Below are 22,599 nucleotides of genomic sequence, written 5' to 3' on the forward strand. Positions count from 1 at the left end.
AACTATCGAAGCGATAAGCATTATATATTTTTCTTATGATACGGCAAGGGGTATAGTTGCTTCGGAAGCGGCGGACAACAACAGGGGAAAACAATGGGATCCATCAAAAGCGGCACCAAACGATACCGGCAGATCAACTGGGCCTTTTTCTTCGCGGGCTTCGTCACCTTCATCACGCTGTACGACCTGCAGCCGCTGTTGCCGGTGTTCACCCGGGAGTTCGGCGTCAGCGCCATGTTCGCCAGCCTGCCGCTTTCCGTGACCTCCTGCGCCCTCGCCGTCTCGATGCTTTTCGCCGGGACCATCTCCGAGACGCTGGGGCGGAAAACCGTGATGGTCGCCTCGCTGGTAACCACCTCCGTTTTGGCCTACCTGACCGCCCATACCCAGAGCCTCGAGCAGCTGGTCGTGGTGAGGTTCCTGCAAGGGATCGCCCTGGCCGGGCTTCCGGCCGTGGCCCTGGCCTATCTGAGCGAGGAGATCGCCCCGGCTTCGCTCACCTCAGCCATCGGGCTCTACATAAGCGGCAACGCCATCGGCGGCATGACCGGCAGGATCTTCACCGCCACCATGGCGGAGGCGACCTCCTGGCGCACGGCCCTTGCCGTCATCGGCGCAGTCTGCTTCGTGCTGAGCCTCTATTTCGCCAAGAGCCTCCCCCCCTCGGAGAACTTCAAGAAGCGACCCTTTGCCGTGCGTTACCTGTTCAGCTCCCTGTACCGGCAGTTGCAGGACCCGGGGCTGCTCTGCCTGTACGGGATCTCCTTCCTGATCATGGGGAGCTTCGTGACCCTGTACAACTACATCACCTTCCGGCTTTTGGGTGCGCCGTACCACCTCCCGGCCTCGCTGGTGAGTCTTATCTTCCTGGTCTACATGCTCGGTTCCTTCAGCTCTTCCATGATCGGGGTGCAGGTGGAGCGCTTCGGACGTGGCCGGATGCTCTTTCTCACCATAGGCACCATGGTCGCGGGGGCCTTGTGCACGGTGAGCCGCGACCTGGGCACCATCGTTACCGGGATCGCCATTTTCACCTGCGGCTTCTTCGGCGCCCACACCATCGCCTCCAGCTGGGTGGGGAGCCGCGCCAAGAACGCACGTGCGCAGGCTGCCTCCCTCTATCTCTTTTTCTACTACCTCGGGTCCAGCGTCTCCGGCACCGTCGGCGGACTGTTCTGGAGCGCTTTTGGGTGGCAGGGCGTGGTGCTCCTGATCTTGGGACTCCTTGGGGGTGGGCTGGCACTTTTGAAGTTTCTCACCACCTGCGCCGAGACCGAATGCCCCGCCCGCAACGCCGTTGCCTCACTCGACGTTTTGCGCAGTTAACCTCTCAAGTTCCAGGCGTGCTCGCCGATAAAATCCTCAGAAGTCAGGAGGAGCAAAGCATGCCGGAACTTATTCGTGTAGCAGACGGGGTGTCCATTCCCCTGGAAATGTTAGGGACCTGGGACCGGGTTTCCGAACTGGCGTCGAAATACGGCCGCGTCTTCGAAGCCGATTTGGGGCGGCTGGGATTCAACCTGCGCCCCATCTACCATCTCAACAACTACATCGGCGGCGAGCAGGCCATAGCCTTTGGCACCGCCACCTCATCGAGGTTGCAGTTCGTGCTCCGTCCCGACATCTACAAGGCCATGGTAGGCAGCATAGTCCACTGATGTCCAATGCAGCGGGGTAAGCGACGACGCTCCCCGCCTGCCTCCGCAGTGCTGCAGCACATCCGCCCGCCGCCGCGCCACGCTCCCCCTTCAGCACCGCCCTTCCCGCTCTTCCCGCCCTTCCCGCCCTTCCCATCCTTCCCATCCTTCCCATCCTTCCCGTCCTTCCCATCCTTCCCATCCTTCCCGTCCTTCCCATCCTTCCCATTGGCTCCCATTGGCTCCCGTTGGCTCCCGTTGGCTCCCCCAAAGCCCCCATCCCCCGCCACAAGACAAAAAAGATCCCCAAAACCACAAACCCGTTTTTTATGACTTAGGTCAAGGTCGCCACCGTCAATAGCCGCTAGAGTCACATCATCGAAGCGGCACAAAGGAGCCGATGACTGCCACGGGGACCGCTTCGACAGATCAAGCTCACTCGGGAGAACGGATGAAGACCTTTTTGAAGAACCTTTTCGGTATGGGAAACTCAACTCAAAACAACGCTAAGGAGGAAGTGATGGACAACATGTTTTGCTACCAGTGTGAACAGGCCGCCAACGGCGGTTGCTCCAAAGTAGGCGTCTGCGGCAAGAAACCGGAAGTAGCTGCTCTGCAGGACCTGCTGGTGTACAACCTGAAAGGGATCGCCTTCTGGGCCAACCTCGCCCGCGATAAAGGCGCCAAGGACGCAGCCATCGACCGCTTCATGCTGGACGGCCTCTTCACCACGGTGACCAACGTCGACTTCGACGCCGAGGAGATCGCCAAGCTGGTGCGCGAAGCAGCCACCCTGCGCAACCAGGCACAGGCACTGTACGAGAAGGCCAACGGCGCCCCGTACGCCGGCACCGTACCCGAGGCGGCGCAGCCGTTCCACGCCGGCACCACTTCCGAGCTGGTCGAACTGGGTGCAAAACACGGCGTCAAGAGCGACGAGGTCGACGCCGACGTGAAGTCCGTAAGGGAAATCCTCATCTACGGCATGAAAGGCTACGCGGCGTACGCTCACCACGCCCTGGTGATCGGCCTCGAGAGCGAAGAGGTCTACGCCTTCACCCACAAGGCGCTGGCAGCGACCCTCGACCTCAAACTCGGCCTCATGGACTACGTCGGCCTCGCCATGGAATGCGGCAAGATCAACCTGGTCACCATGGAGCTGCTCGACAAGGCCAACACCGACAGCTTTGGCCACCCGGTACCGACCCCGGTACAGCTCGGCACCAAGGCGGGCAAGGCGATCCTCGTTTCCGGCCACGACCTGCGCATGCTGGAAGAGCTCCTGAAGCAGACCGAAGGCAAAGGGATCAACATCTACACCCACGGCGAGATGCTCCCCGCCCACGGCTACCCGGGCCTCAAGAAGTACGCCCACCTGGCCGGCAACTTCGGCGGTGCATGGCAGGACCAGGCCAAGGAGTTCGTGGACTTCCCCGGCGCCATCATCTTCAACACCAACTGCATCCAGCGCCCGGCCGAGAGCTACAAAGACCGTCTCTTCACCTGGGGCCTGGTCCAGTGGCCGGACGTCAAGAACATCAACGGCTGGGACTTCTCCCCGGTAATCGAGAAGGCGCTCGCACTCCCCGGCTTCGAAGAGGCCCCGGGCAAGGAGATCCTCACCGGCTTCGGGCACAACGCGGTGCTCGGCGTGGCCGACAAGGTCATCGACGCGGTGAAGGCAGGGCAGATCCGTCACTTCTTCCTGATCGGCGGCTGCGACGGCGCCAAGACCGGCCGTAACTACTACACCGAGTTCGCCGAGCAGGTGCCGAGCGACTGCGTCATCCTGACCCTGGCCTGCGGCAAGTACCGCTTCAACAAGCTCGACTTCGGCGACATCGGCGGCATCCCGCGCCTTCTGGACATCGGCCAGTGCAACGACGCCTACTCCGCGATCCAGATCGCCGTGGCACTTGCCGGCGCCTTCAACTGCGGCGTCAACGACCTGCCGCTCTCCTTCATCCTCTCCTGGTACGAGCAGAAGGCGGTGGCGATCCTCCTCACCCTGCTCCACCTGGGCGTGAAGAACATCAAGCTGGGACCGAGCCTGCCGGCCTTCATCACCCCGAACGTGCTGAACTTCCTGGTCGAGAACTTCAACATCGGCCCGATCGGCACCGCAGAAGGCGACCTGAAGCAGATCCTCGGGTAAGCCAACCCCCGCGGCACAGACAGCAGCAAACGAAAAAAGGCGGTCCCGGGTTCAACACCGGGGCCGCCTTTTTATTTGTTTGTCATGGTTGCTGGACGAAGCTCCTCCCCCTCCGGGGGGAAGGACTCTGCTACGTATCTTTTTTATCGTTCTCGGGGATGGCCTCGGTCACACTCTCGCAGATGATCTTCTTGCTCCCCTGCATGTCCGAGTATTTGAACCCGCCGCCGAGCGTGGTCGGTGAGCAGACGTTATCGGGTGAATTGGCGTTGACCAGGCAGATCGCGCAGGTCACGGTCGGGTTGTCGGTGAGTTTTTCCACCTCTTCAACCAGACCTTTACTGTGCAGGTAGCAGATGTGGTGCTCATGATCGCCCGCACAGACACATGTTGCTTTAGGTTCCATCGTTTCCCCCTCGGGTATCACCCGGTTGCGGCCGGCTGTCAGCACCGGCACATCGAATATGCTATCTCTTTTCCCTCTCTCCGTCATCCGGCAGCGTTCCTGACTGCGGATCACTTCTGCATCGGTTTTTTCTTCTGCTTGAGCGCGTCCTTCAGTCGCTGCTGTGCCTGGGCAATCAGCATCTGGTGCGTCCCCTCGCCGCTTTCTCCCTCCGCGGGCTGACGCTGCACATAGCTGCCGTCGGACTGCATGTCCCAGGCGGAACGGTGGTCCGCATCGTAGCAGTCAAGGACGGTGCGCAGCTCGGTGGTCAGCTCAGGCGCCGTGACCGGGCAGAGGACTTCCACCCGCGCCTCGAGGTTGCGCTTCATGGCATCGGCGGAAGAGATGAAGTACTCCTCCGTGCCTCCGTTTCTGAAGTAGTAGATCCGGGAATGTTCGAGGAAGCGCCCGACGATGCTGGCCACGCGGATGTTGTCCGACAGCCCCGGGATGCCGGGGCGCAGCCGGCAGGTGTCCCGCACGTACAGGTCGACCTTCACCCCCGCCATCGAGGCACGGTAAAGCGCCTTGACGATGTCGCCGTCCTCCAGCGCGTTCATCTTGAACCTGATCAGCCCGCCGCCGGTTTGCCGGTGCAGCTCCACCTCCCGCTCGATGCGCGTGAGGAGAGCCTTCTTCAGGAGCTTAGGCGCCGGCATGACCGCACGGTAGTTGCGCTTCGCCGTGAACCCGGTCGTGAGGTAGTTGAAGAGCTCAGTGACGTCCTGGGCAATGACATCGTCGCAGGTGATGATGCCCGTGTCGCTGTAGATGCGGGCGGTCTCGGTGTGGTAGTTCCCCGTACCGATGTGGACGTAGCGCCTGAGTCCCTGGAAGTCCTGGCGCACCACCAGGATCACCTTGCAGTGGGTCTTGAGGCCGACCACACCGTAGGTGACATGGATCCCCGCCTCTTCCATCACCTCGGCCAGGTGGATGTTGGTTGCCTCGTCGAAGCGCGCCTTCAGTTCCACGACCACCGCCACCTGCTTGCCGTTCTGCGCCGCCTGCACCAGCGCGTCGATGATGCGCCCCTGGATCGAGGTGCGGTACAGGGTCATCTTGATGGCGCGCACCTTGGGATCGTTGGCCGCCTCACGCAGGAAACGCTCCACCGAGGTGGAGAAGGAGACGTACGGGTGCTGCAAAAGGATCGCTCCCAGATCGCGGATGGTATGAAAGATGTTCCTCTCCGCGGGGAGTTGCGGGTGGTCGATCGGGTGGTGCGGAGGGTCGTGCAGCCGCGGGTAATCGAGCTTTGAGATCTCGAAGAGGTCGCGCAGGGCGAGCATCCCCGATACCTCCAGGACATCGTTTTCCTCGTCCAGTTCCAGCTCTGCCGCCAGGCGCCCGCGGTGCAGCGGCTCCATCCCCTCCCCCACCTCGAGCCGAACGATGGGAGCGAACTTGCGCTCCTTAAGCTCCGACTCGATCATCGACATCAGGTCGTCTGCCTCTTCCTCGTCCTTCTCGGTGTTGGCGTTGCGGGTGACCCGGAAGATCTCGCAGGAAACGATCAGCATGCCGGGGAAGAGCATGTCCAGGTTGTTCATCATCACCTGCTCGATCGGGATGAAGTGATCTCCCTTACCCACCCGGATGAACCGTGACGTCCCCAGCCCGATCGGCACCTTGACCCGTGCCAGGGTGTGCTCTCGCGACTTCGGGTAGCGCAGCGTCACCAGGAGGTTGAGCGAAAGGTTGGAGATGAACGGGAAAGGATGGGCAGGATCTATGGATTGCGGCGTCAACAGCGGGTAGATGTTGGTGTAGTAGTGCTCGCGCAGTTGCTTCTTCTCTTTGGGGGTCAGGGTGTCGTAGCTCTCGATGACGATCCCCTTGGCCTCCAGGAGTTCCCTCACCTGGCGGAAGGCTTCCCTTTTGGCGGCCTCGATCTCGCGGACCGAGGCATTGCACTCGATTACCTGCTGGCGCGGCGTCCGGCCGTCCAGGGTCAGCTCGTGCAGCCCCGCGCCGATCTGCTGCTTCAAACCGCCGATCCTCTTCATGGCGAATTCGTCGAGGTTGGAGCTGACGATGGCGATGAACTTGAGCCGCTCCAGCAGCGGGGTGCGCTCGTCCACCGCCTCGTGCAGCACCCGGCGGTTGAACTCGAGCCAGGTGAGCTCACGGTTCAGGTACCAGCGACTCTCGCCCAGGTCGAATTCGGACTGCTCAACGCCGGCCGGGCTCTTCGGTTTGGGCGGCTGTTTGGCACCCGGCTTCGTTGCCTTGGCGGCCTTGGGCTTGGTACCTCCGGGCTTGCTCGCCTTGGCAGCTTTCGTCGCTTTGGCGGCCTTGGCATCCTTGGCCGGTTTGATTTCTTTGGCAATCTTGCTGCTTTTGACGTCCTTGGGGACTTTCCCCTTGGAGACCTTATCGCTCTTTGACTTTCCTGCCTTGCCCCCTTTTTCCTGCTTCAGCGCCTTCTGCTTCACCCCTTTGGGCCGCTGCGGGTCGCCGGCGGCACTGGGACTCGGGGCGGCAAGCACAGTCACATTACCTTCAATGAAATGAAGATTACTCTCTAAAGGATGGTCCGAGGCCTCGGCTGCCTGGCCCGGATTCATTTGCGGGATCTCAAGCACATTCTGCAGGACGGGCTCTGGCTCATTCACCAGGTGAAAGGCATCCTCTTCTTGCTCGGTTTTCAGGGGTACGACAAGTTTGGTCTCCATGACCTTGGTCTCCAGAGCTGTAGAATAATAATATTCTTACATTATTATCCGACGAAGGCAACCGTCGCCCGCTTTTGAGTATGGCTGACAGAGAAAGGCCCCCGCCGGTCCTGTTGCGCTTGCCGGTACGGGGGCCTTTCCTGTTGCCTATGCTGCCTATTGTTATTCCGCAGGCGGGATTTTTCGCGCCCGCGCCGCCCTCTTTCTCAATATCTTCATAACCTCAGTCGAGTTCAGCTCTTTTTCCTTCTGTTTGCGCCGCTCCACGATGACCACAACCGGTGCGTTCTCTTCCTTGCCATCCTTTTCGCCCATGGTCCACCTCCAGCTGCGCGGCTTCGCGCCCCAGCATCCGGCCAATGACGAACATTTTATCTTCATTGCCTCACCTTGCCAGCGGTCCCATGTCGATTTGCTTATCGCAGGCCGACCTCTATAATCCTTAGGTCGAGCCAACGCCCCTTCCTCAAGGAAGCCGATGAAGATACTCCTTTTGGCAATGCCGGACGCCGCCAACAACTTCCATCGCATCATCAAGGTTCCCAACCTGGGCCTCTGCTCGATTGCGGCCCACCTCGCGCTGCACGAGGTGAAGGTCGTGGACCTGGTGCTGGTGCATCGGAACATCCAGACCTGGCTGCAGCAGTTCCTGCACGAGTTCAGGCCGGACGTGGTCGGCATCAGCAGCATGAGTTTCCAGTACGAAAGCGCCCTCAGGGTGATGTCGATCTGCCGTGCCCGTCTTCCCCAGGCCAAACTGGTGCTGGGCGGCTACCACGCCACGCTCTCCTACCGGGAGCTGACCTGCGGCACGCCTCCCTTCGATTTCCTGGTGCGCGGCGAAGGGGAGCAATCCTTCCCGGCTCTTTTGGAGGCGCTGGACGGGCAGCGCTCCTTCTTCGACGTCCCGGGATTATCCTGGGCGCGCCATGGCAGTTTCATCCACAACCCGACCGCTCCCCTGCTGGACCTGGACCGGTTGCCGCTGCCCAATCGCAGCGCCCGGGTCCTGGACGGCTTCACCTATTTCAATCGCAAGCTCGACTGCGCCGAAACCTCGCGCGGCTGCACCATGACCTGCACCTTCTGCTCGATCACCGGAATGTACGGCACCAGCTTCCGCTGCCACCGGGTCGAGCGGGTGATCGAGGACCTGAAGGAGCTGCAACAAAGGGGAACCCGGACCGTGCTGCTGGTGGACGACAACATCACCCTGGACAGCCGCCGGTTCACCGGTCTTGCCCGCGCCATAGTCGAGCACGGGCTGAACGGCATGGAGTACCTGGTCCAGGCCTCGGTGGCCGGGATGGTGGCCGATCCCGAACTGATACCGGCGTTGGCCCGCGCCAACTTCGCCATGGTCTTTCTGGGCATCGAATCGGTGCTCCCGCAAAACCTGGCTTTCTTTCAGAAGGGTGATATCCGGGAGAAAACGGAGCGGGCGGTGCGCCTGCTGCGGGAGCATGGCATCGGCGTGATGGGGGGATTCATCATCGGCAACCCGGACGACGGTCCGGAGGAGATCCGGGAGGTCTTCCGCGCCTCGCGCAGGCTGGCGATCGACCTTCCCTACGTACAATGCGTGACGCCGTATCCCGGAACGAGGATCAGGGAGGAACTGTTGGAGGCGGGCCTCGTGACCAATCCCGACCGGCTGAGCAGGTACACCGGGTTCATGTGCAACGTGAAGACGAAGCGGCTCAGCACGGGGCAGTTGAACCGGATCATGAACTGGGAGAACCTGAAGGCCTTTTGCAGCCCCTCCATGTTCATCGGCAACTACTTTGTCAGAAAGCGCGAGAAAGGCGGGCTGAAGGTGCTCTTGAACAACCTGGACCTGATCAGGGGATTTTTCACCGGCGACCAGTTCCGCTCCCGGCACAGGTTTTAACTTCAGTTCTACGTTCTGTGTTCTACGTTAATTCCCCCGGCCCCTCCCTTCAGATTCTCCTCAACAGGCACGCGTGCGCCGAAAGTCCCGCACCGTAGGCCAGCATCACGCACCACTCGCCGGAAGGCATCCCCTCCCGCAGCATCTCGTCCAGAACGAACCACACCGTCGGCGAAGACATGTTGCCGTACTGGGAGAGCACCTTCCTGGTCGCCCGGAGCCGGTCTTCCGGGATCCCCACCTCGTCCCGCACCGCATTGATCACCTTCTCTCCGCCCGTGTGCAGCGCCCACCCGATATCGTTTCTGTTAAGGGTGGAGCCGGCGAGCAGATCGTCCACCACCTCGGCCGCGGCCTTGCCGACCAGCCTCGGGAGGTCGGTCGACAACTGGTTGTGCAACTGCCCCCCCTTGTGCACGAAGCGTATCGCCTCCCGCTGTTCCGGCACGTAGCGCCCTGCCGAACCGTGCAGTTCGAACCCCTCCGGCCTTTCCCACAGCACCGCGGCTGCGGCACCGTCTCCGAAGAGCGCGTTGGAGAGGATCAGGCTCAGGTCGTTGCCCATCTGGAACGCGGCACTGCAGATTTCGACCGCGACGCTCACCACCACCCCGCCCGTCATCCTCAGCATCGACTCGGCCACCTGGAGATTGGGAATGGCACCGCCGCAGCCACTGCCGACGAGATCGTACAGCCTGGTACGGGGGTCCAGTCCCAAACGCTGCGCCAGGTAGGTCGAGATGCCCGGGCAGATGTACCCGGTGCAGGTATTGACGACCAGGCCTTTCACCTGTTGAACGGACAATCCCACCTTTTCCAGCGCGAGGGCCACCGCCTGTGCTGCCAGGTTCACCGACTCTTCCGTGAAGCGGGCCACCCTCTGGTCCTGGGTTTCGTCGAAGATGCGCACGGGATCGTCCACGGCGAAATGCCGCTTCTCTATGCTCGGGTGCTCGAAGGTCGCCCGGATCAGCCCCATGCTTCTCGGCGTGAGCGTTTCCTTGAAATGCTCACGAACCAGGTCGGCGGCAAACCTCTGGGAGGCGCTGAAGCGCGGCACGGCCGATGCTATCGAGGCGACGTAGGTTCTTCCTGATGGGGGCTGCCCCCCGGTTAGTGCGTCGGTCATTCTCCCCTCCTGCCAGCAATACCCCAGAGTGAACCGGAGTACATGTCATGGAAAGCGTCATGGTAAAGCTGCAACAGCTCCTGCCGGTACCTTTCATCCACCCGTACCGCCTCTCGTGTCCAGCGTTCACAGTAGCCGCACCGGGAGCAATCGCTGCTCCGGCAGTCGATCCCCCTCATCCCCTCCAGGAAGCCGTCCAGAAGCCGGTTGTCGATATGAACCGGGTCCCAGTCAAGCCCGGCCACCAGGCCGCGCTTCTCGGCCAGCCGTTTCAAGCGGAGCAGGCCGGCCTGCCTGACCGCCAGCGGCCTGAAGAAGAACCTGGCGAACCTTCTGAGATCCCACAGGCTCCCCCCCTTCGACGAGCCCGTCTTGTAGCCGTAGGGCTGGATCAGGTCCAGCAGGTTGCCATCGAAACGCCCCTCGGCATAGGCCCGCACCCGGCGGGCCAGCACCTCGGTCGGCGCACCGCGCTCCAGTATCTTGAAGGAGTGGAACCCGAGGTCGGTATAGGCTTTGATGTCCTCGGGTCTTATGAACTCCGAGCGCAGGTAGTGCGACGGGTCGGCCAGCTTGAGCGCGGAGCATTTGAGAGCGCAGTAGTCGATCATGAAACCGCGGCTCGCGTGTCCCTTCTGCGAGGCGTGCGAGAGGTTCACCATATGCTGCCCCGAGAGGGGACAGAAGATGAGGCAGTTGGAGTTGGCGATCAACTGCAGTTCCAGCCCGACCGCCTGCCGGATCGAGCGCAGCATGGCGAAGTCGCGGTTGACCGCGATCGACTCCAGGGTGATGCAGTCCGCCCCGAGATCCTCCCAGAACCTCGCCTTCGCCACGCAGTCCACCCGGGCGTACACGCCCACCCGTACCTTGAGCCGCGGGTGACGCTTCTTGATGATGGGGAGCAGGAATGGGAGAGAAACCGTCACCGAGGTTACGCCGCACTCCTCCACAAACTCGAGCAGACGCTCCAACTCGGCCTGCCCCTTCCGGATGAACTCGCGGTTGTCCATGCAGGCGGGGTTCACCAGGTAGTTGAATCCGATGCCGCGCCGGGCGGCGTCCTGCACATGCGCCCTGAACTGCGTCTTGCCCAGGGGCGCCAACATGAATGACGCCCTGCCTCCCCCAACGCTGTCGCAAGGGAGCTTCCCGAACAGCTCGACAACCGGGTATCCCTCCAGGGCCGGCAGAAGATCGGGCTCGAAATTGGTAGCGACGGAAAACTTCATGCGATCTCCCCGGAAACGACCAGCAGCCAGAAGGGCTCCCGGCGAATCGTGATGGAGGTGGCTCCGGCTTGCAGCGCCGATTTGCGGAGCTCATCCGCGGTGAACGCCTTCAGGACCGAGAGAGGGCCGTCGTAGCGGGTCATGCGGTTGCGGGTGAAGATCCTGGTGAGCAGGTAGATGAGGACGTAGGCGATCCAGCTCCTGCGCAGATCCATGACGATGAAGCCTCGCCGCGCCACCCGGAGCATCTCCTGCAGCGCCGCTACCACTTCCGGCTCCTTCATGTGATGCAGGGTCTTGCTGCAGAGCACCAGGTCGAAGCTCTGGTCCCGAAAAGGAAGCTGCAGCGCGTCGGCCACCAGCAGCTTGATCTCCGGGTAGCCCGTGGCGTGTCGGCGCGCGATGTCTATGGTCCGGCTGTTGAGATCGACGCCAGTGACCTGGATGTCGATCCCTTTCTTTCTGGCCCACTCCACGATGGCAACCGGCAGGTCGGCCGAACCGGTAGCGACATCGAGCACGGAGAGGTGCCGCTGCCCCTGCACCTTCGCTGAAAGATGCTTCAGAAGCGCCCGGGTGTCGCCCAGGTAGCGGTTCACGATCCTTATGTCGGAGAGGCTTCCCTCCAGTTCCTCAAGGGTGCAGACCTCCGGGGGAAGGTCGAGAAACTCGAGGCTGGTCCTCTTGCGGGGGATAAATGGCATAGGGCTCGCGGGCTGCACATGGTTTATTTGGGCCACCTGGGGCTGGTCAACTCGATGCGCCAAACGGGACCGCCCGTGGCGAGCGGACCTTCGAATTTCACGAAGGCCGGGACCTCGTCCATGACGGTCCAGATGTGGTTGTCAGGAGGGCTCTTGCCCAGGAGCGCGGCAGGGAGCCTCAGCAGGCCGAGGTGCGGCTTGAGGACATAGTGGACGGCAGTCTTCTCGACGTCGCCGATCTGGATCTTGGTGCTGCCCGCCGGCGCCATCTCCAGCTCTACCACCCTGGGGGTCGGGGTGAAAGCGATCATGTGGATCGTTTCCCTGCTCCCCTTGGTGAGATTCTTCATCACGGTGGGAAGCATGCCGTTATAGACGTCGGGGGGGAGCTCCAACTCGCCCTCGAGCAGCTTCTTGTGCCCGTCTTTCCCCTTCACCTTGACCCGATATTTGCCGGTGGCGCGTTCCAGGGTGACATCGAGGTCGTTCCCGAACGCCTTCCCCTTCTGGATCAGCCGGTAGCTCTTCAACAGGAATTTGTGCTGCTGCGAGAAGACCACCGTCTCATCGTGCAGTGAGCCGTCCCTGAAATAGAGGACGACGCGGGTCTTCATCTCACCTCCGTTGGGGATCTGCAGAAAATCACCGGCCGCTAGCCGCTGTCCGGCAGAATCGTTCAACTCCAGGAAGCCCCGCGCCATCCCCTCGGTGAAATGGACCGCGACAGGTGCCCCGTACGCTGGACCGCAGGAGAGGACCAGCAGCAACATGGACAGCAGGCAGCAAAGAAACGACGACAAGGATGACTCGTCACGAACGGGTCGCATATACTCCCCCCTTGGCAGGTGCTGACCGGTCTCGGCACTATGGTGCCCCCTCCGGATACGGATCGTTTTTGCGGAAGATCGGGCTGCCGCCCCGCAGTAAAACATCCCGGATTCGTAACATACTATTGCCGCCGCGCCGGGACGCCCCCCTGCCGCCGCCATCCACCGAGCGCCCCTTTGGCATATCCTGCATAACGCCAGAAGGGGGTCGGCAGCCCGATCGCGGTACCGATGCGGCGCAGGGCGCCCAGTACGGGGGCCTGGGTGTCGGTGAGGTGGATGCAGCGGCCATGACGCACCCCGCGGTCCAGCAGCGCCCGGGCTCGTTCCGGTGTGAGCTTCGGGGAGAAATAGAAGGACGGCATCAATAGGTCGTCATCCGCCTGGACCGCTCCCTCCCCCAAGGCAAGCCGGTGCAGCCCCGTCCCCGGGTAGATACGTATCCCGGTGGTGATGAAGGCGCCATCCTTCTTGCCGACATGGCGGTTCAGGAAAGCCACCGTCTGCCCCAGGGTCTCCTCGTCTTCCTGGGGGCCGCCGATGAGAAAGCACCAGAGTACCCGCAGGCGCGAGCGGCCCAACAGTTCCGCGGCGCGGTTGACGTCGTCCTCGTCGAATCCCTTCTGCAAGGCGGCAAGGGTTGCTCCCGCCGCGCTTTCGGGTGTGATCACCAGCGACGTCATGCCGGCCCGCCCCATCAGCCGCAGTTGCGCCTCCGTCAGTCCTTTGGGCGAGAGGGAGGACGCGCAGAAGCGGGCTTTCACCCCGCGCCGCAGCACCTCTTCCAGCAGCAGTTCCAGGTACCCCTCCGGCTCGTTGAAGATGCTGTCCACGAACTCGAACTCCCTGGTCGGGGTTTGCCGCATCGCCTCGACGATCTCGTCGACCACCGCACGCGGATCCCGCACCCGCCAGGATTCCCCTTCTATCTGGCGGTAGGTGCAGTAAAGGCAGCGCTGGGCACAGCCCCGCTTGCCTTGGACCGGGAGTACCGGCTCCTGTGCCAGGTACATCCGGGCATCGACCCATCCGTGCAGCCGCGGCATCACGAAATCATCGCGCCCCCCCTGGGCTGGCACGCATCGCTCCTGTGGCGCCCCCCTCCTGCAGACCACCCCGGGCACCCGCGCGACTGCGTCTGCGTCGCGCGCGCTGAAGAACTCCACCGCCGCCCGTTCTCCCTCTCCCACTACGGCGTAATCGAGTTCCAGGTACCTTAGGACCGGATACGGCAGGATGCTCACCCCGGCGCCGCCGATAAGGACCCGGGCCTCGGACCGCGCCTTTATCACGCGCACCAACTCCCGCACCTCCGGGAGGTACGACTTTGGTGCCAGGAGGTTGCAGTTGTCCAGATTCCTGACAGAAAGGGCAATCCCGTCCGGTGCAAACTCGGTGAGGGCAGCCTCGACAGCCACAATGGGGTTCCGCACGAAGCAAAGATCCAGGAACCGGACCTGAAAGCCCGCCAACCGCAGCGCTTCGGCCACCCAGGCGGCCCCGAGCGGCGCCACCGGCTGCGGTGCCGTTTCCCTGTTCGTGCTGATCATGAGTATGCGTGACGACACTTGGCGAAGTCTCCGGCACTGTACGTTGTGCCCCCGTTTGCAGCCACAAAAAGGTATTGAATGCCATAAGACCCCGTAGTAAAATGATTCTTATGGAGGGAAGGAAGAAGCAAGACCCTTGACAACTAAATCGAACACAACTCCAGGTGCATGAAGCGGCATCGGGGGTTGGTAACTGACGTCCGGTAGGCCAGGCCGAAAGGCTCTAAATCTCCTCCGTTAGGGAATAAAAAAACCTGAAAGGATGGCATCCGGTAGCAACTTCCTGGCAGTACAAAACCATCCTCACGGACAGAGCAGGTTCTACTTGAACGTCAGTTATTTTTCCGGGAAAAGCTCGACGACGAAGGTCATCGGGCTTTTTTTATGCAACCCACTTTGCCCTACCTTCCCCCCTTGCTCTTTCCTCCTGCTCTTTTGATCCCGCCCCAAACCTTCGCACTCCCCGCAGATCCAGAAACAGTAAAACCTTCTCACAATAGATCTCAATAGTAGCAGACTTCATAAATTTCGCTGCCGCATGTCACGCTCCCTTGCGCTTTCTGTTAAACTACCCGACATGGACTTGGCAAACCTTCCTCTGAACCAGTGCCACCTCTCGGAGCGTGAGATCCTGGCATACCGCTGTTACGGCAGCGGACCACTCCCCGTCGTCTTGGTGCACGGCCTGGCGGCCAGGTCGGAGACCTGGACCGACCTGGTGCCTTTATTTCCCGCCGATCGCTACACCCTCTACCTCCTGGATCTCCTGGGCTCCGGCGCATCGTCCAAGCCCAGCCAGGCCGACTACTCGATCCGCGGGCACAGCCTCCGCCTCCTTGGTTTCCTCGATCAGCAGGGACTGGAGCAGGTAACCCTGGTAGGCCACTCCCTCGGCGGGGCGGTGGTGTTGCTGACCGCGGTCGAGGCGATGCTGGGGCATGCAGACCGGCTGCTTGCCGCCATGGTCATCATGGCCGGGCCAGGATATATCCAGCGGCTGCCGCTGATGGCCGAGATTTTCGAGAACCGGCTGGCCGCGGCGTTGTTCGTCGCCCTTTACGCACCGGACCTTTGGATCAAGGTCGGGTTGAAGATGGCCTACTATGACCATACGCTGGTCGACCGGGAGCACATCACCAGGTATGCGCCCTGCTACCGCAGCAGGGAAGCGAAGCGCGCCTTGGTGGAAACCTGTCGCAGCCTCGTCCCGCTGGATCAGGAACAGATCGCCGCGCGCTACCGGGACCTGAGCCTGCCGGTACTGCTGCTTTGGGGAAGTCACGACCGGATCGTACCGCTGTCCCAGGGAACCCGGCTGGAAGCCGCTATTGCCGGAGCCGAACTCCGGGTGATACAGGAATGCGGTCACAATCCCCAGGAGGAAAAGCCGGCTGAAACTTTTGGAATCATCGACAGTTTCATCACACGGAGCATCGTTCGGTACTGATTGAGCGCAAAGAGGACATTGATCTTAGGCAGGTTAGGTGATATCTTTTGTTGGTTCCTGTGGCTATTTCATTCATTAAGGAGATAAAACTATGACAGCACGCTTGATCGCAAGAATTATCGTTGGCATGATGGCCGTTGCTTTGTTAGCAACAGGTTGCGCCACCAATCCAGATGGAAGCTACGAATTCAAGAGAACCGGGCTGGGTGCTTTAGGCGGCGCGGTACTGGGGGCAGGTGCCGGCGCACTCATTGGCGGCAAATCACACCGCGGTCGCAACGCGGCAATCGGCGGCCTGACTGGCGCAGTAGTGGGCGGCGGTGTCGGGAACTACATGGACCGTCAGGCGGCCGCGCTCAAGAAGGAGATGCCGCAGGCCGAGGTGGTACGTGACGGCGACAAGGTCTACGTGGCGCTTCCTTCCGGCATCCTGTTCGATGTAGGGAAAGACACCTTGAAGCCTGAGGCGAAGGACGCCCTCAGCAAGGCAGTGCCCACACTGAGAGACTCCCAGACCACCATCATCATCGAGGGGCACACCGATTCCACCGGCTCCGATGCGGTGAACCAGCCCCTCAGCGAGCGGCGCGCCGGCCGGGTGCGCGACTTCCTCGTCTCGCAGGGGGTCCCTGGATCCAAGATAGCAGCGGTCGGCTACGGCTCCTCCCGCCCCGCGGTCCCCAACGACTCGGATGCCAACCGAGCCCTGAACCGTCGCGTGCAGATCGAGCTCTCCCCGAACGAGAAGCTGAAAGCCGAGGGCAGCGGCAACAACTGATCCAACCCAAAACGGGGCGCCTGCAAAGGCGCCCCGTTTTTCTTTTGGCACTACCGACTTTCTCTCACCCAACAGTTACTTCACGAACGTCCCCTTCTGGTACTCCTCGAAGGCCACCTGCAGCTCCTCCTGGGTGTTCATCACGATGGGGCCGTACCACGCCACCGGTTCCCCGATCGGCTTTCCCGATATAAGGAGAAAGCGCACCGGTTTCCCCTGGGTGGTCACTGAGACCACATCCCCATCTTCAAACAGGATCAGGTTCTCTGGTCCGCACTCGCAACGACGCTCCAGGTCGAAGTAGTTCGTCCCCACAGCCTCGTGCTCGTAGGCGTTACGTTCATGGTCGAAGTACCCTTCACCGTCTATGACATAGGCGAGGACGGTGTACCCACGCTTGATGGCGTGGGTGAAGGTCGATTCTTCCGGCATGGTCACATCGAGGTACTCGGGATCGACGACCACGTCCCGCACCGGGCCCTGGACTCCTCCAGCCGTGCCAGCGATCACCTTGACCTTGATCCCGTTCATGGTCACCTCCGGGATCTCTTCGGCGACGATACCCCGGTAGCGAGGCGGCATCATCTTGTGCGAAGCCGGGAGGTTGGCCCAGAGCTGGAATCCCCACATGAGTCCCTCGTCGTCACCCAGCGGCATCTCCTGGTGAATGATGCCGCTGCCGGCGGTCATCCACTGCAGGTCGCCCGGGCCGATCACCCCCTTGTTGCCCATGCTGTCGCCGTGCTCCACCCTGCCATGCAGCACGTAGGTGATGGTCTCTATGCCCCGGTGAGGATGCCAGGGAAACCCCTTCAGGTAATGGGGCGGGTAGTTGGAGTGAAAGTCATCCATGAGCAGGAAGGGGTCGAACAGGGGAACCTCATGATTGCCAAAGGCCCGCTTCAGGTGCACCCCGGCCCCCTCGATGGTGGGCTTGCTTTTCCAGACCTTCCTTATCTTGCGCAGAGTATCCATATCCGCTCCTTTCCCCTTTTCCTTTTCGGATTGGTCCCGCCGGCCAGCCTCATCGGGCCGCCAGCACCTTCAGCAGGGCCTCCGCGGCAGGTGCCGAGGAGGCGGGGTTCTGACCCGTCACCAGCTTGCCATCCACCTCGATGTAAGGCGCCCAGTTATCCCCGTGCCGGAACTGCGCCCCACGTTCCTTCAGCCGGTCCTCGAGCAGGAAAGGGACCACGTCGGTGAGCCCGACGGCTTCCTCCTCGGCGTTGGTAAAACCGGTGACCAGCTTGCCTCGGACCAGGAAATCGCCATCCTTGCCCATCACGTCTCCCAGCGTCGCCGGTGCATGGCAAACCGCGCCTATCGGTTTGTCAGCTTTGGCGAAGGCCGCGATGAGTGCTAAGGCATCCGGATCGACGGCAAGGTCCCACAGGGGGCCATGCCCTCCCGGGAAAAAGATCGCGTCGAAGTCGTTAACCGACACCTCATGCAGCCGCGTGGAATGGGCCAGGTCATCCTGGGCGGCCGGATCCGATTTGAAGCGGTTAGTTGCTTCGGTCTCGTTTTCCGGGAGGTTGCTCTTCGGGTCCACCGGCGGCATCCCCCCTCTGGGTGACGCTATGGTGACCTTGGCTCCGGCGTCCCTAAAGACGTAATAAGGTGCGGCTAGTTCTTCCAACCAGAAACCTGTCTTCTCACCAGTGTCCCCCAGTTTGTCATGGGAGGTTACCACCATCAGAATTTTCATGGCTGACTCCTTTCATCCAGTGCCTGACCAAGCAGATGGATTGTTATGCCCTTACTCGCACCTGTATGTGTGTACAACATTCAGAGAGAATAGCAACCAGGGCAGGAGCGCGGTGGCTGCAGCGGTGCTGTTCCCCGATGGGACCGCAGCGTTCAGACCGGGTGAGGTTGACAGTTTCGATAACCGTGCTTACGTTTTATTAAAACCACACCAGGAGTCTCATCATGAGCGAAAAGGATGTTGAAATAGTCGAAGCTGAAGTGAACGGCAAAGAGCAGGGGGGCGGGCTGGTGCTGGCGTCGGAAGTCCTGCCACTGGGGCTTCCGATCATACCGCTACGGCCGCGCCCCGCCTTTCCCAACATGCTGGTCCCGATGGTACTGAACGACCCGCACCAGGTACAGGCTATCAAGCGGGCGCTGGAAACGCCGGGCCAGGCGATAGGCCTTGTGCTGGTCAAGGATCCCGATAGACCGGACGGTGCCGACAACCTGCACAACGTTGGGGTGGCCGGCAAGATCGTCAAAATGATGCACATCGACGACCAGAACGCCCAGTTCCTGCTCAACACGCTGGAGCGTTTCACCATAGCCGAACTGCACGAAAACGACGGGGCCCTATTCGCTACCGTGAATTACCAGTACGGCACCGAGCTTTCCGTCAACCCCGAGCTGAAAGCCTACTCAATGGCAGTCGTCAGTACCTTGAAGGAGCTGGTCCAGATCAACCCGCTTTACTCCGAGGAGATCAAGCTGTTCCTGGGGCGGTCAAGCATCGACGACCCCGGAAAGCTCGCCGATTTTGCTGCCAGCCTGACCTCTTCCGACGGGCAGGACCTGCAGCGGGTGCTGGAACTCTTCGACGTGCGAAAGAGGATCGATCTGGTCCTGACACTACTCAAGAAAGAGCTGGAAGTGTCCAGGTTGCAGACCAAGATCACGAAGCAGATCGAGGAAAAGATCAGCCAGCAACAGCGTGAATTCTTTCTGCGCGAACAGCTGAAGGCGATCAAGAAGGAACTGGGGCTGGAAAAGGAAGGAAAGACAGCCGAAGCAGAAAAATTCGAGGAGCGCCTCAAGCATCTAAAAATGAACGACGAGGCGCAGCGGGCGGTCACCGAGGAACTGGAGAAATTCAAGCTGCTGGAACCCGCCTCGGCCGAATACCACGTCACGCGCAATTACCTCGACTGGCTCACCATCCTCCCCTGGGGCAGGTACAGCAAGGATTCCTACAACGTCGACAAGGCAAGGAGAATCCTCGACCGGGACCACCACGGGTTGAACGACGTGAAAGACAGGATCACCGAGTTCATCGCAGTGGGCAAGATGAAAGGGGACATCTCAGGTTCGATACTGTGCCTGGTGGGCCCTCCCGGAGTTGGCAAGACCTCTATCGGCAAGAGCATCGCCGACGCCCTCGGACGGTCCTTTTTCAGATTCTCGCTGGGTGGTATGCGGGATGAGGCCGAGATCAAGGGGCATCGCCGCACCTACATAGGCGCCATGCCCGGCAAGTTCGTCCAGGCCATGAAAAGCGCGGGAACAGCAAACCCGGTACTGATGCTGGACGAGATCGACAAGATCGGTGCGTCATTCCAAGGGGATCCCGCGTCGGCGCTCCTGGAGGTGCTCGATCCAGAGCAGAACGCGACGTTCCGCGATCACTACCTCGACGTGCCCTTCGATCTCTCCAACGTCCTTTTCATTGCCACTGCCAACCAAATGGACACTATCCCCGCACCGTTGCTGGACCGGATGGAGATCATCCGGCTCTCAGGCTATGTGTTGGAAGAGAAGATGGAGATCGCCAAACGCTACCTGATCCCGAAAGCACTGAAGAACCACGGGCTGAAGCACGGCCAGGTTACGATCAGGAAGGATGCCCTCGCCGCCCTCATCGACGGCTGGGCGCGAGAAGCCGGCGTACGCACTCTGGAGAACAGGATCAAGAAGCTGATGAGGATGGCGGCGAAGGAATTTGCAGGCGGAAGAACAGAGCCGATAATGATTGCCCGCAAGGATCTGGCTGGCTATCTGGGCCAGCCTGTCTTCACCACCGAGGAAATCTTCGAAGGAGTGCCGGGCGTTGTGACCGGCCTGGCCTGGACGAGCATGGGTGGCGCCACGCTTCCCATCGAAGCAACCGCCATGGCGAGTAAGGGTAAGGGGTTCAGGCAGACCGGCCAGTTGGGCAACGTAATGGTAGAGAGCTCGGAAATAGCCTATTCCTATGTGATGGCACACCTGAAGGAGTATGGTGCACCGGAGGATTATTTCGACACCCACTTCGTGCACCTGCACGTACCCGCCGGCGCCACGCCGAAGGATGGCCCTTCCGCAGGCGTCACCATGGCAACGGCATTGATCTCGATGATAAAAGGAAAGCCGGTACGTACGAAACTGGGGATGACCGGCGAGTTGACCCTGACTGGGCGGGTACTGCCGATAGGTGGCGTGAAGGAGAAAACCATCGCGGCAAGGAGGGCCGGGCTGAAGGTGCTGATTTTCCCCGAAGCAAACCGAAAGGATTTTCTGGAGCTGCCGGATTATCTGAAGGAAGGACTGGAAGTTCACTTCACCAAGGAATACCCGGACGTTGCCAAAGTGGCCTTCGGCAAGTAGCTCTCCTACCGCTCCCCTCTCCCGTACAGGTCTCCCCTCTCCACCCCCCGGGAGAGGGGTAGGGGGTGAGGGACGGTGCCGGGGGGTGAGCTTGCGAGAGTAGAAGCCAGCCTCTGGACGCGAAAAAGCCCCGTCTGTTTTCAGACGGGGCTTTTTCTATTAAATTCCCTGCGGCGACCTACTCTCCCACATCGTTTCCAATGCAGTACCATCGGCCCTGAGAGGCTTAACTTCCGTGTTCGGGATGGGAACGGGTGTGACCCTCTCGGCATAGCCACAGAGAAACTCTTAGCTTTGGCTTACGCCATCGCAGTATGTTTCTCACAATCGCATTTCGTGTCTGTAGGATTTTTGGCAGTTTATGATCGGGGGGTGGAGAACCACCCCCCTCTCTAAGAATTTTTTATGGTCAAGCCTCACGGCCGATTAGTACCGGTAAGCTGAATGCATTACTGCACTTACACACCCGGCCTATCAACGTTGTGGTCTACAACGGGCCTTTAGGGGATTGCTCCCAGGGATACCTAATCTTGAAGGAGGCTTCCCGCTTAGATGCTTTCAGCGGTTATCCTTTCCGTACATAGCTACCCAGCGACTGCTCCTGGCGGAACAACTGGAACACCAGAGGTACGTTCAACCCGGTCCTCTCGTACTAAGGTCAACTCTTCTCAAGTATCCTACGCCCACAGAAGATAGGGACCAAACTGTCTCACGACGTTTTAAACCCAGCTCGCGTACCGCTTTAATTGGCGAACAGCCAAACCCTTGGGACCTACTTCAGCCCCAGGATGCGATGAGCCGACATCGAGGTGCCAAACCTCCCCGTCGATGTGAACTCTTGGGGGAGATCAGCCTGTTATCCCCGGCGTACCTTTTATCCGTTGAGCGACGGCCCTTCCATACAGAACCGCCGGATCACTAAGACCTACTTTCGTACCTGCTCGACTTGTTGGTCTCGCAGTCAAGCTCCCTTATGCCTTTACACTCTACGGCTGGTTTCCAATCAGCCTGAGGGAACCTTCGCGCGCCTCCGTTACTCTTTGGGAGGCGACCGCCCCAGTCAAACTACCCATCAGACAGTGTCCCCGACCCGGATGACGGGCCTGGGTTAGACATCCAAACAAACCAGGGTGGTATTTCAAGGTTGACTCCACCGAGACTAGCGTCCCAGCTTCAAAGTCTCCCACCTATCCTACACAAGCTTATTCGAATGTCACTGTCAAACTGTAGTAAAGGTGCACGGGGTCTTTCCGTCTTTCTGCGGGTACTCGGCATCTTCACCGAGAATTCAATTTCGCTGAGCCACTGGTTGAGACAGCGCGGAAATCGTTACGCCATTCGTGCAGGTCGGAACTTACCCGACAAGGAATTTCGCTACCTTAGGACCGTTATAGTTACGGCCGCCGTTTACCGGGGCTTCGGTTCAAAGCTTCACCTTGCGGCTAACAAATCCCCTTAACCTTCCGGCACCGGGCAGGCGTCAGACCCTATACGTCGTCTTGCGACTTTGCAGAGTCCTATGTTTTTAGTAAACAGTCGCTACCGCCATTTCTCTGCGACCCTCTTCAGCTGTGCGAGCGAATCGCCTTCACCAAAAAGGGCATACCTTCTCCCGAAGTTACGGTATCATTTTGCCGAGTTCCTTAACCAGTGTTCTCTCAAGCACCTTAGGACATTTATCCTCACCCACCTGAGTCGGTTTACGGTACGGTCACCTGCTGTCTGAAGCTTAGAGGCTTTTCTTGGAAGCATGGGATCGACGACTTTGCGGGGATACCCCCTCGTCATCAG

At 60.6% G+C, this 22,599-nt stretch carries 17 protein-coding genes and 2 rRNA genes (1 of these 19 running past the window's edge); 7 read left to right on the forward strand and 12 right to left on the reverse strand.

Annotated features, from left to right (window positions below; translation table 11 throughout):
• Nucleotides 1-93 precede the first annotated feature (93 nt).
• From KP003_RS14935 to hcp, 3 genes are all read left to right on the forward strand, one after another.
• Nucleotides 94-1,326, forward strand: a complete 1,233-nt coding sequence (locus KP003_RS14935; protein ID WP_217299843.1) for an MFS transporter — start codon at nucleotides 94-96, stop codon at nucleotides 1,324-1,326.
• A 59-nt stretch (nucleotides 1,327-1,385) separates the two neighbouring features.
• Nucleotides 1,386-1,658 carry a hypothetical protein gene (locus KP003_RS14940; protein ID WP_216499572.1) on the forward strand — a complete coding sequence of 91 codons (273 nt, stop codon included), beginning with the start codon at nucleotides 1,386-1,388 and terminating at the stop codon, nucleotides 1,656-1,658.
• Between the two features lie 499 nt (nucleotides 1,659-2,157).
• Nucleotides 2,158-3,792, forward strand: coding sequence for a hydroxylamine reductase (hcp, locus tag KP003_RS14945; protein ID WP_302467699.1), 1,635 nt, complete (start codon nucleotides 2,158-2,160; stop codon nucleotides 3,790-3,792).
• Between the two features lie 130 nt (nucleotides 3,793-3,922).
• Here the strand turns inward: hcp and KP003_RS14950 are convergent, their stop codons facing one another.
• The 3 genes from KP003_RS14950 to KP003_RS14960 all read right to left on the reverse strand — a co-directional run bounded on the left by KP003_RS14950 (nucleotide 3,923) and on the right by KP003_RS14960 (nucleotide 7,233).
• On the reverse strand, nucleotides 3,923-4,198 hold the full coding sequence (locus tag KP003_RS14950; RefSeq protein ID WP_217299844.1) for a hypothetical protein: 276 nt from the start codon (nucleotides 4,196-4,198) through the stop codon (nucleotides 3,923-3,925).
• A 110-nt stretch (nucleotides 4,199-4,308) separates the two neighbouring features.
• Nucleotides 4,309-6,918 carry a polyphosphate kinase 1 gene (ppk1, locus tag KP003_RS14955; protein ID WP_239027552.1) on the reverse strand — a complete coding sequence of 870 codons (2,610 nt, stop codon included), beginning with the start codon at nucleotides 6,916-6,918 and terminating at the stop codon, nucleotides 4,309-4,311.
• A gap of 162 nt (nucleotides 6,919-7,080) precedes the next feature.
• Complete coding sequence (locus KP003_RS14960; RefSeq protein ID WP_217299845.1) at nucleotides 7,081-7,233, reverse strand: hypothetical protein; 153 nt, start codon at nucleotides 7,231-7,233, stop codon at nucleotides 7,081-7,083.
• 163 nt (nucleotides 7,234-7,396) lie between these two features.
• Here KP003_RS14960 and KP003_RS14965 point away from each other — a divergent pair, with 163 nt between their 5' ends.
• The gene (locus tag KP003_RS14965; RefSeq protein ID WP_217299846.1) at nucleotides 7,397-8,809 is read left to right on the forward strand and encodes a B12-binding domain-containing radical SAM protein; all 1,413 of its coding nucleotides are present in this window, start codon (nucleotides 7,397-7,399) and stop codon (nucleotides 8,807-8,809) included.
• A 49-nt stretch (nucleotides 8,810-8,858) separates the two neighbouring features.
• Here KP003_RS14965 and KP003_RS14970 read toward each other — a convergent pair whose 3' ends face one another.
• The 5 genes from KP003_RS14970 to KP003_RS14990 form a co-directional block, all read right to left on the reverse strand.
• On the reverse strand, nucleotides 8,859-9,938 hold the full coding sequence (locus KP003_RS14970) for a type III polyketide synthase (RefSeq protein ID WP_217299847.1): 1,080 nt from the start codon (nucleotides 9,936-9,938) through the stop codon (nucleotides 8,859-8,861).
• The gene (locus tag KP003_RS14975; protein ID WP_217299848.1) at nucleotides 9,935-11,170 is read right to left on the reverse strand and encodes a U32 family peptidase; all 1,236 of its coding nucleotides are present in this window, start codon (nucleotides 11,168-11,170) and stop codon (nucleotides 9,935-9,937) included. Before KP003_RS14975 ends, KP003_RS14970 begins: the two co-directional genes overlap by 4 nt.
• Complete coding sequence (locus KP003_RS14980) at nucleotides 11,167-11,874, reverse strand: methyltransferase domain-containing protein (RefSeq protein ID WP_216499564.1); 708 nt, start codon at nucleotides 11,872-11,874, stop codon at nucleotides 11,167-11,169. Before KP003_RS14980 ends, KP003_RS14975 begins: the two co-directional genes overlap by 4 nt.
• Before the next feature lie 23 nt (nucleotides 11,875-11,897).
• Nucleotides 11,898-12,701, reverse strand: coding sequence for a hypothetical protein (locus KP003_RS14985; protein WP_239027553.1), 804 nt, complete (start codon nucleotides 12,699-12,701; stop codon nucleotides 11,898-11,900).
• A 122-nt stretch (nucleotides 12,702-12,823) separates the two neighbouring features.
• Nucleotides 12,824-14,269: a B12-binding domain-containing radical SAM protein gene (locus tag KP003_RS14990; RefSeq protein ID WP_239027554.1), complete on the reverse strand. Its 1,446-nt coding sequence runs from the start codon at nucleotides 14,267-14,269 to the stop codon at nucleotides 12,824-12,826.
• 559 nt (nucleotides 14,270-14,828) lie between these two features.
• Between KP003_RS14990 and KP003_RS14995 the strand changes: the two genes are divergently transcribed.
• Nucleotides 14,829-15,698: an alpha/beta fold hydrolase gene (locus KP003_RS14995; protein WP_217299849.1), complete on the forward strand. Its 870-nt coding sequence runs from the start codon at nucleotides 14,829-14,831 to the stop codon at nucleotides 15,696-15,698.
• A gap of 91 nt (nucleotides 15,699-15,789) precedes the next feature.
• Nucleotides 15,790-16,476, forward strand: a complete 687-nt coding sequence (locus KP003_RS15000; protein WP_217299850.1) for a YiaD family glycine zipper/OmpA-like lipoprotein — start codon at nucleotides 15,790-15,792, stop codon at nucleotides 16,474-16,476.
• A 75-nt stretch (nucleotides 16,477-16,551) separates the two neighbouring features.
• On the opposite strand, the gene KP003_RS15005 is transcribed toward KP003_RS15000, so the two are convergent.
• On the reverse strand, nucleotides 16,552-17,451 hold the full coding sequence (locus KP003_RS15005; protein ID WP_217299851.1) for a pirin family protein: 900 nt from the start codon (nucleotides 17,449-17,451) through the stop codon (nucleotides 16,552-16,554).
• Nucleotides 17,452-17,500: 49 nt separating this feature from the next.
• Nucleotides 17,501-18,184, reverse strand: a complete 684-nt coding sequence (locus KP003_RS15010; RefSeq protein WP_217299852.1) for a type 1 glutamine amidotransferase domain-containing protein — start codon at nucleotides 18,182-18,184, stop codon at nucleotides 17,501-17,503.
• 224 nt (nucleotides 18,185-18,408) lie between these two features.
• On the opposite strand from KP003_RS15010, the gene lon reads away from it, so the two are divergent.
• Entirely contained in the window at nucleotides 18,409-20,808 is a 2,400-nt protein-coding gene (lon, locus tag KP003_RS15015) for an endopeptidase La (protein WP_217299853.1), read from the forward strand.
• A 165-nt stretch (nucleotides 20,809-20,973) separates the two neighbouring features.
• Here the strand turns inward: lon and rrf are convergent.
• Together rrf and KP003_RS15025 are read right to left on the reverse strand one after the other, a co-directional pair.
• A 5S ribosomal RNA gene (gene rrf / locus KP003_RS15020) occupies nucleotides 20,974-21,090 on the reverse strand.
• A gap of 123 nt (nucleotides 21,091-21,213) precedes the next feature.
• Nucleotides 21,214-22,599: ribosomal RNA gene (locus KP003_RS15025) — 23S ribosomal RNA — on the reverse strand; it runs 1,573 nt beyond the window's last position.

This window comes from Geomonas diazotrophica, from assembly GCF_019063885.1.
Classification (GTDB): Bacteria; Desulfobacterota; Desulfuromonadia; order Geobacterales; family Geobacteraceae; genus Geomonas; species Geomonas diazotrophica.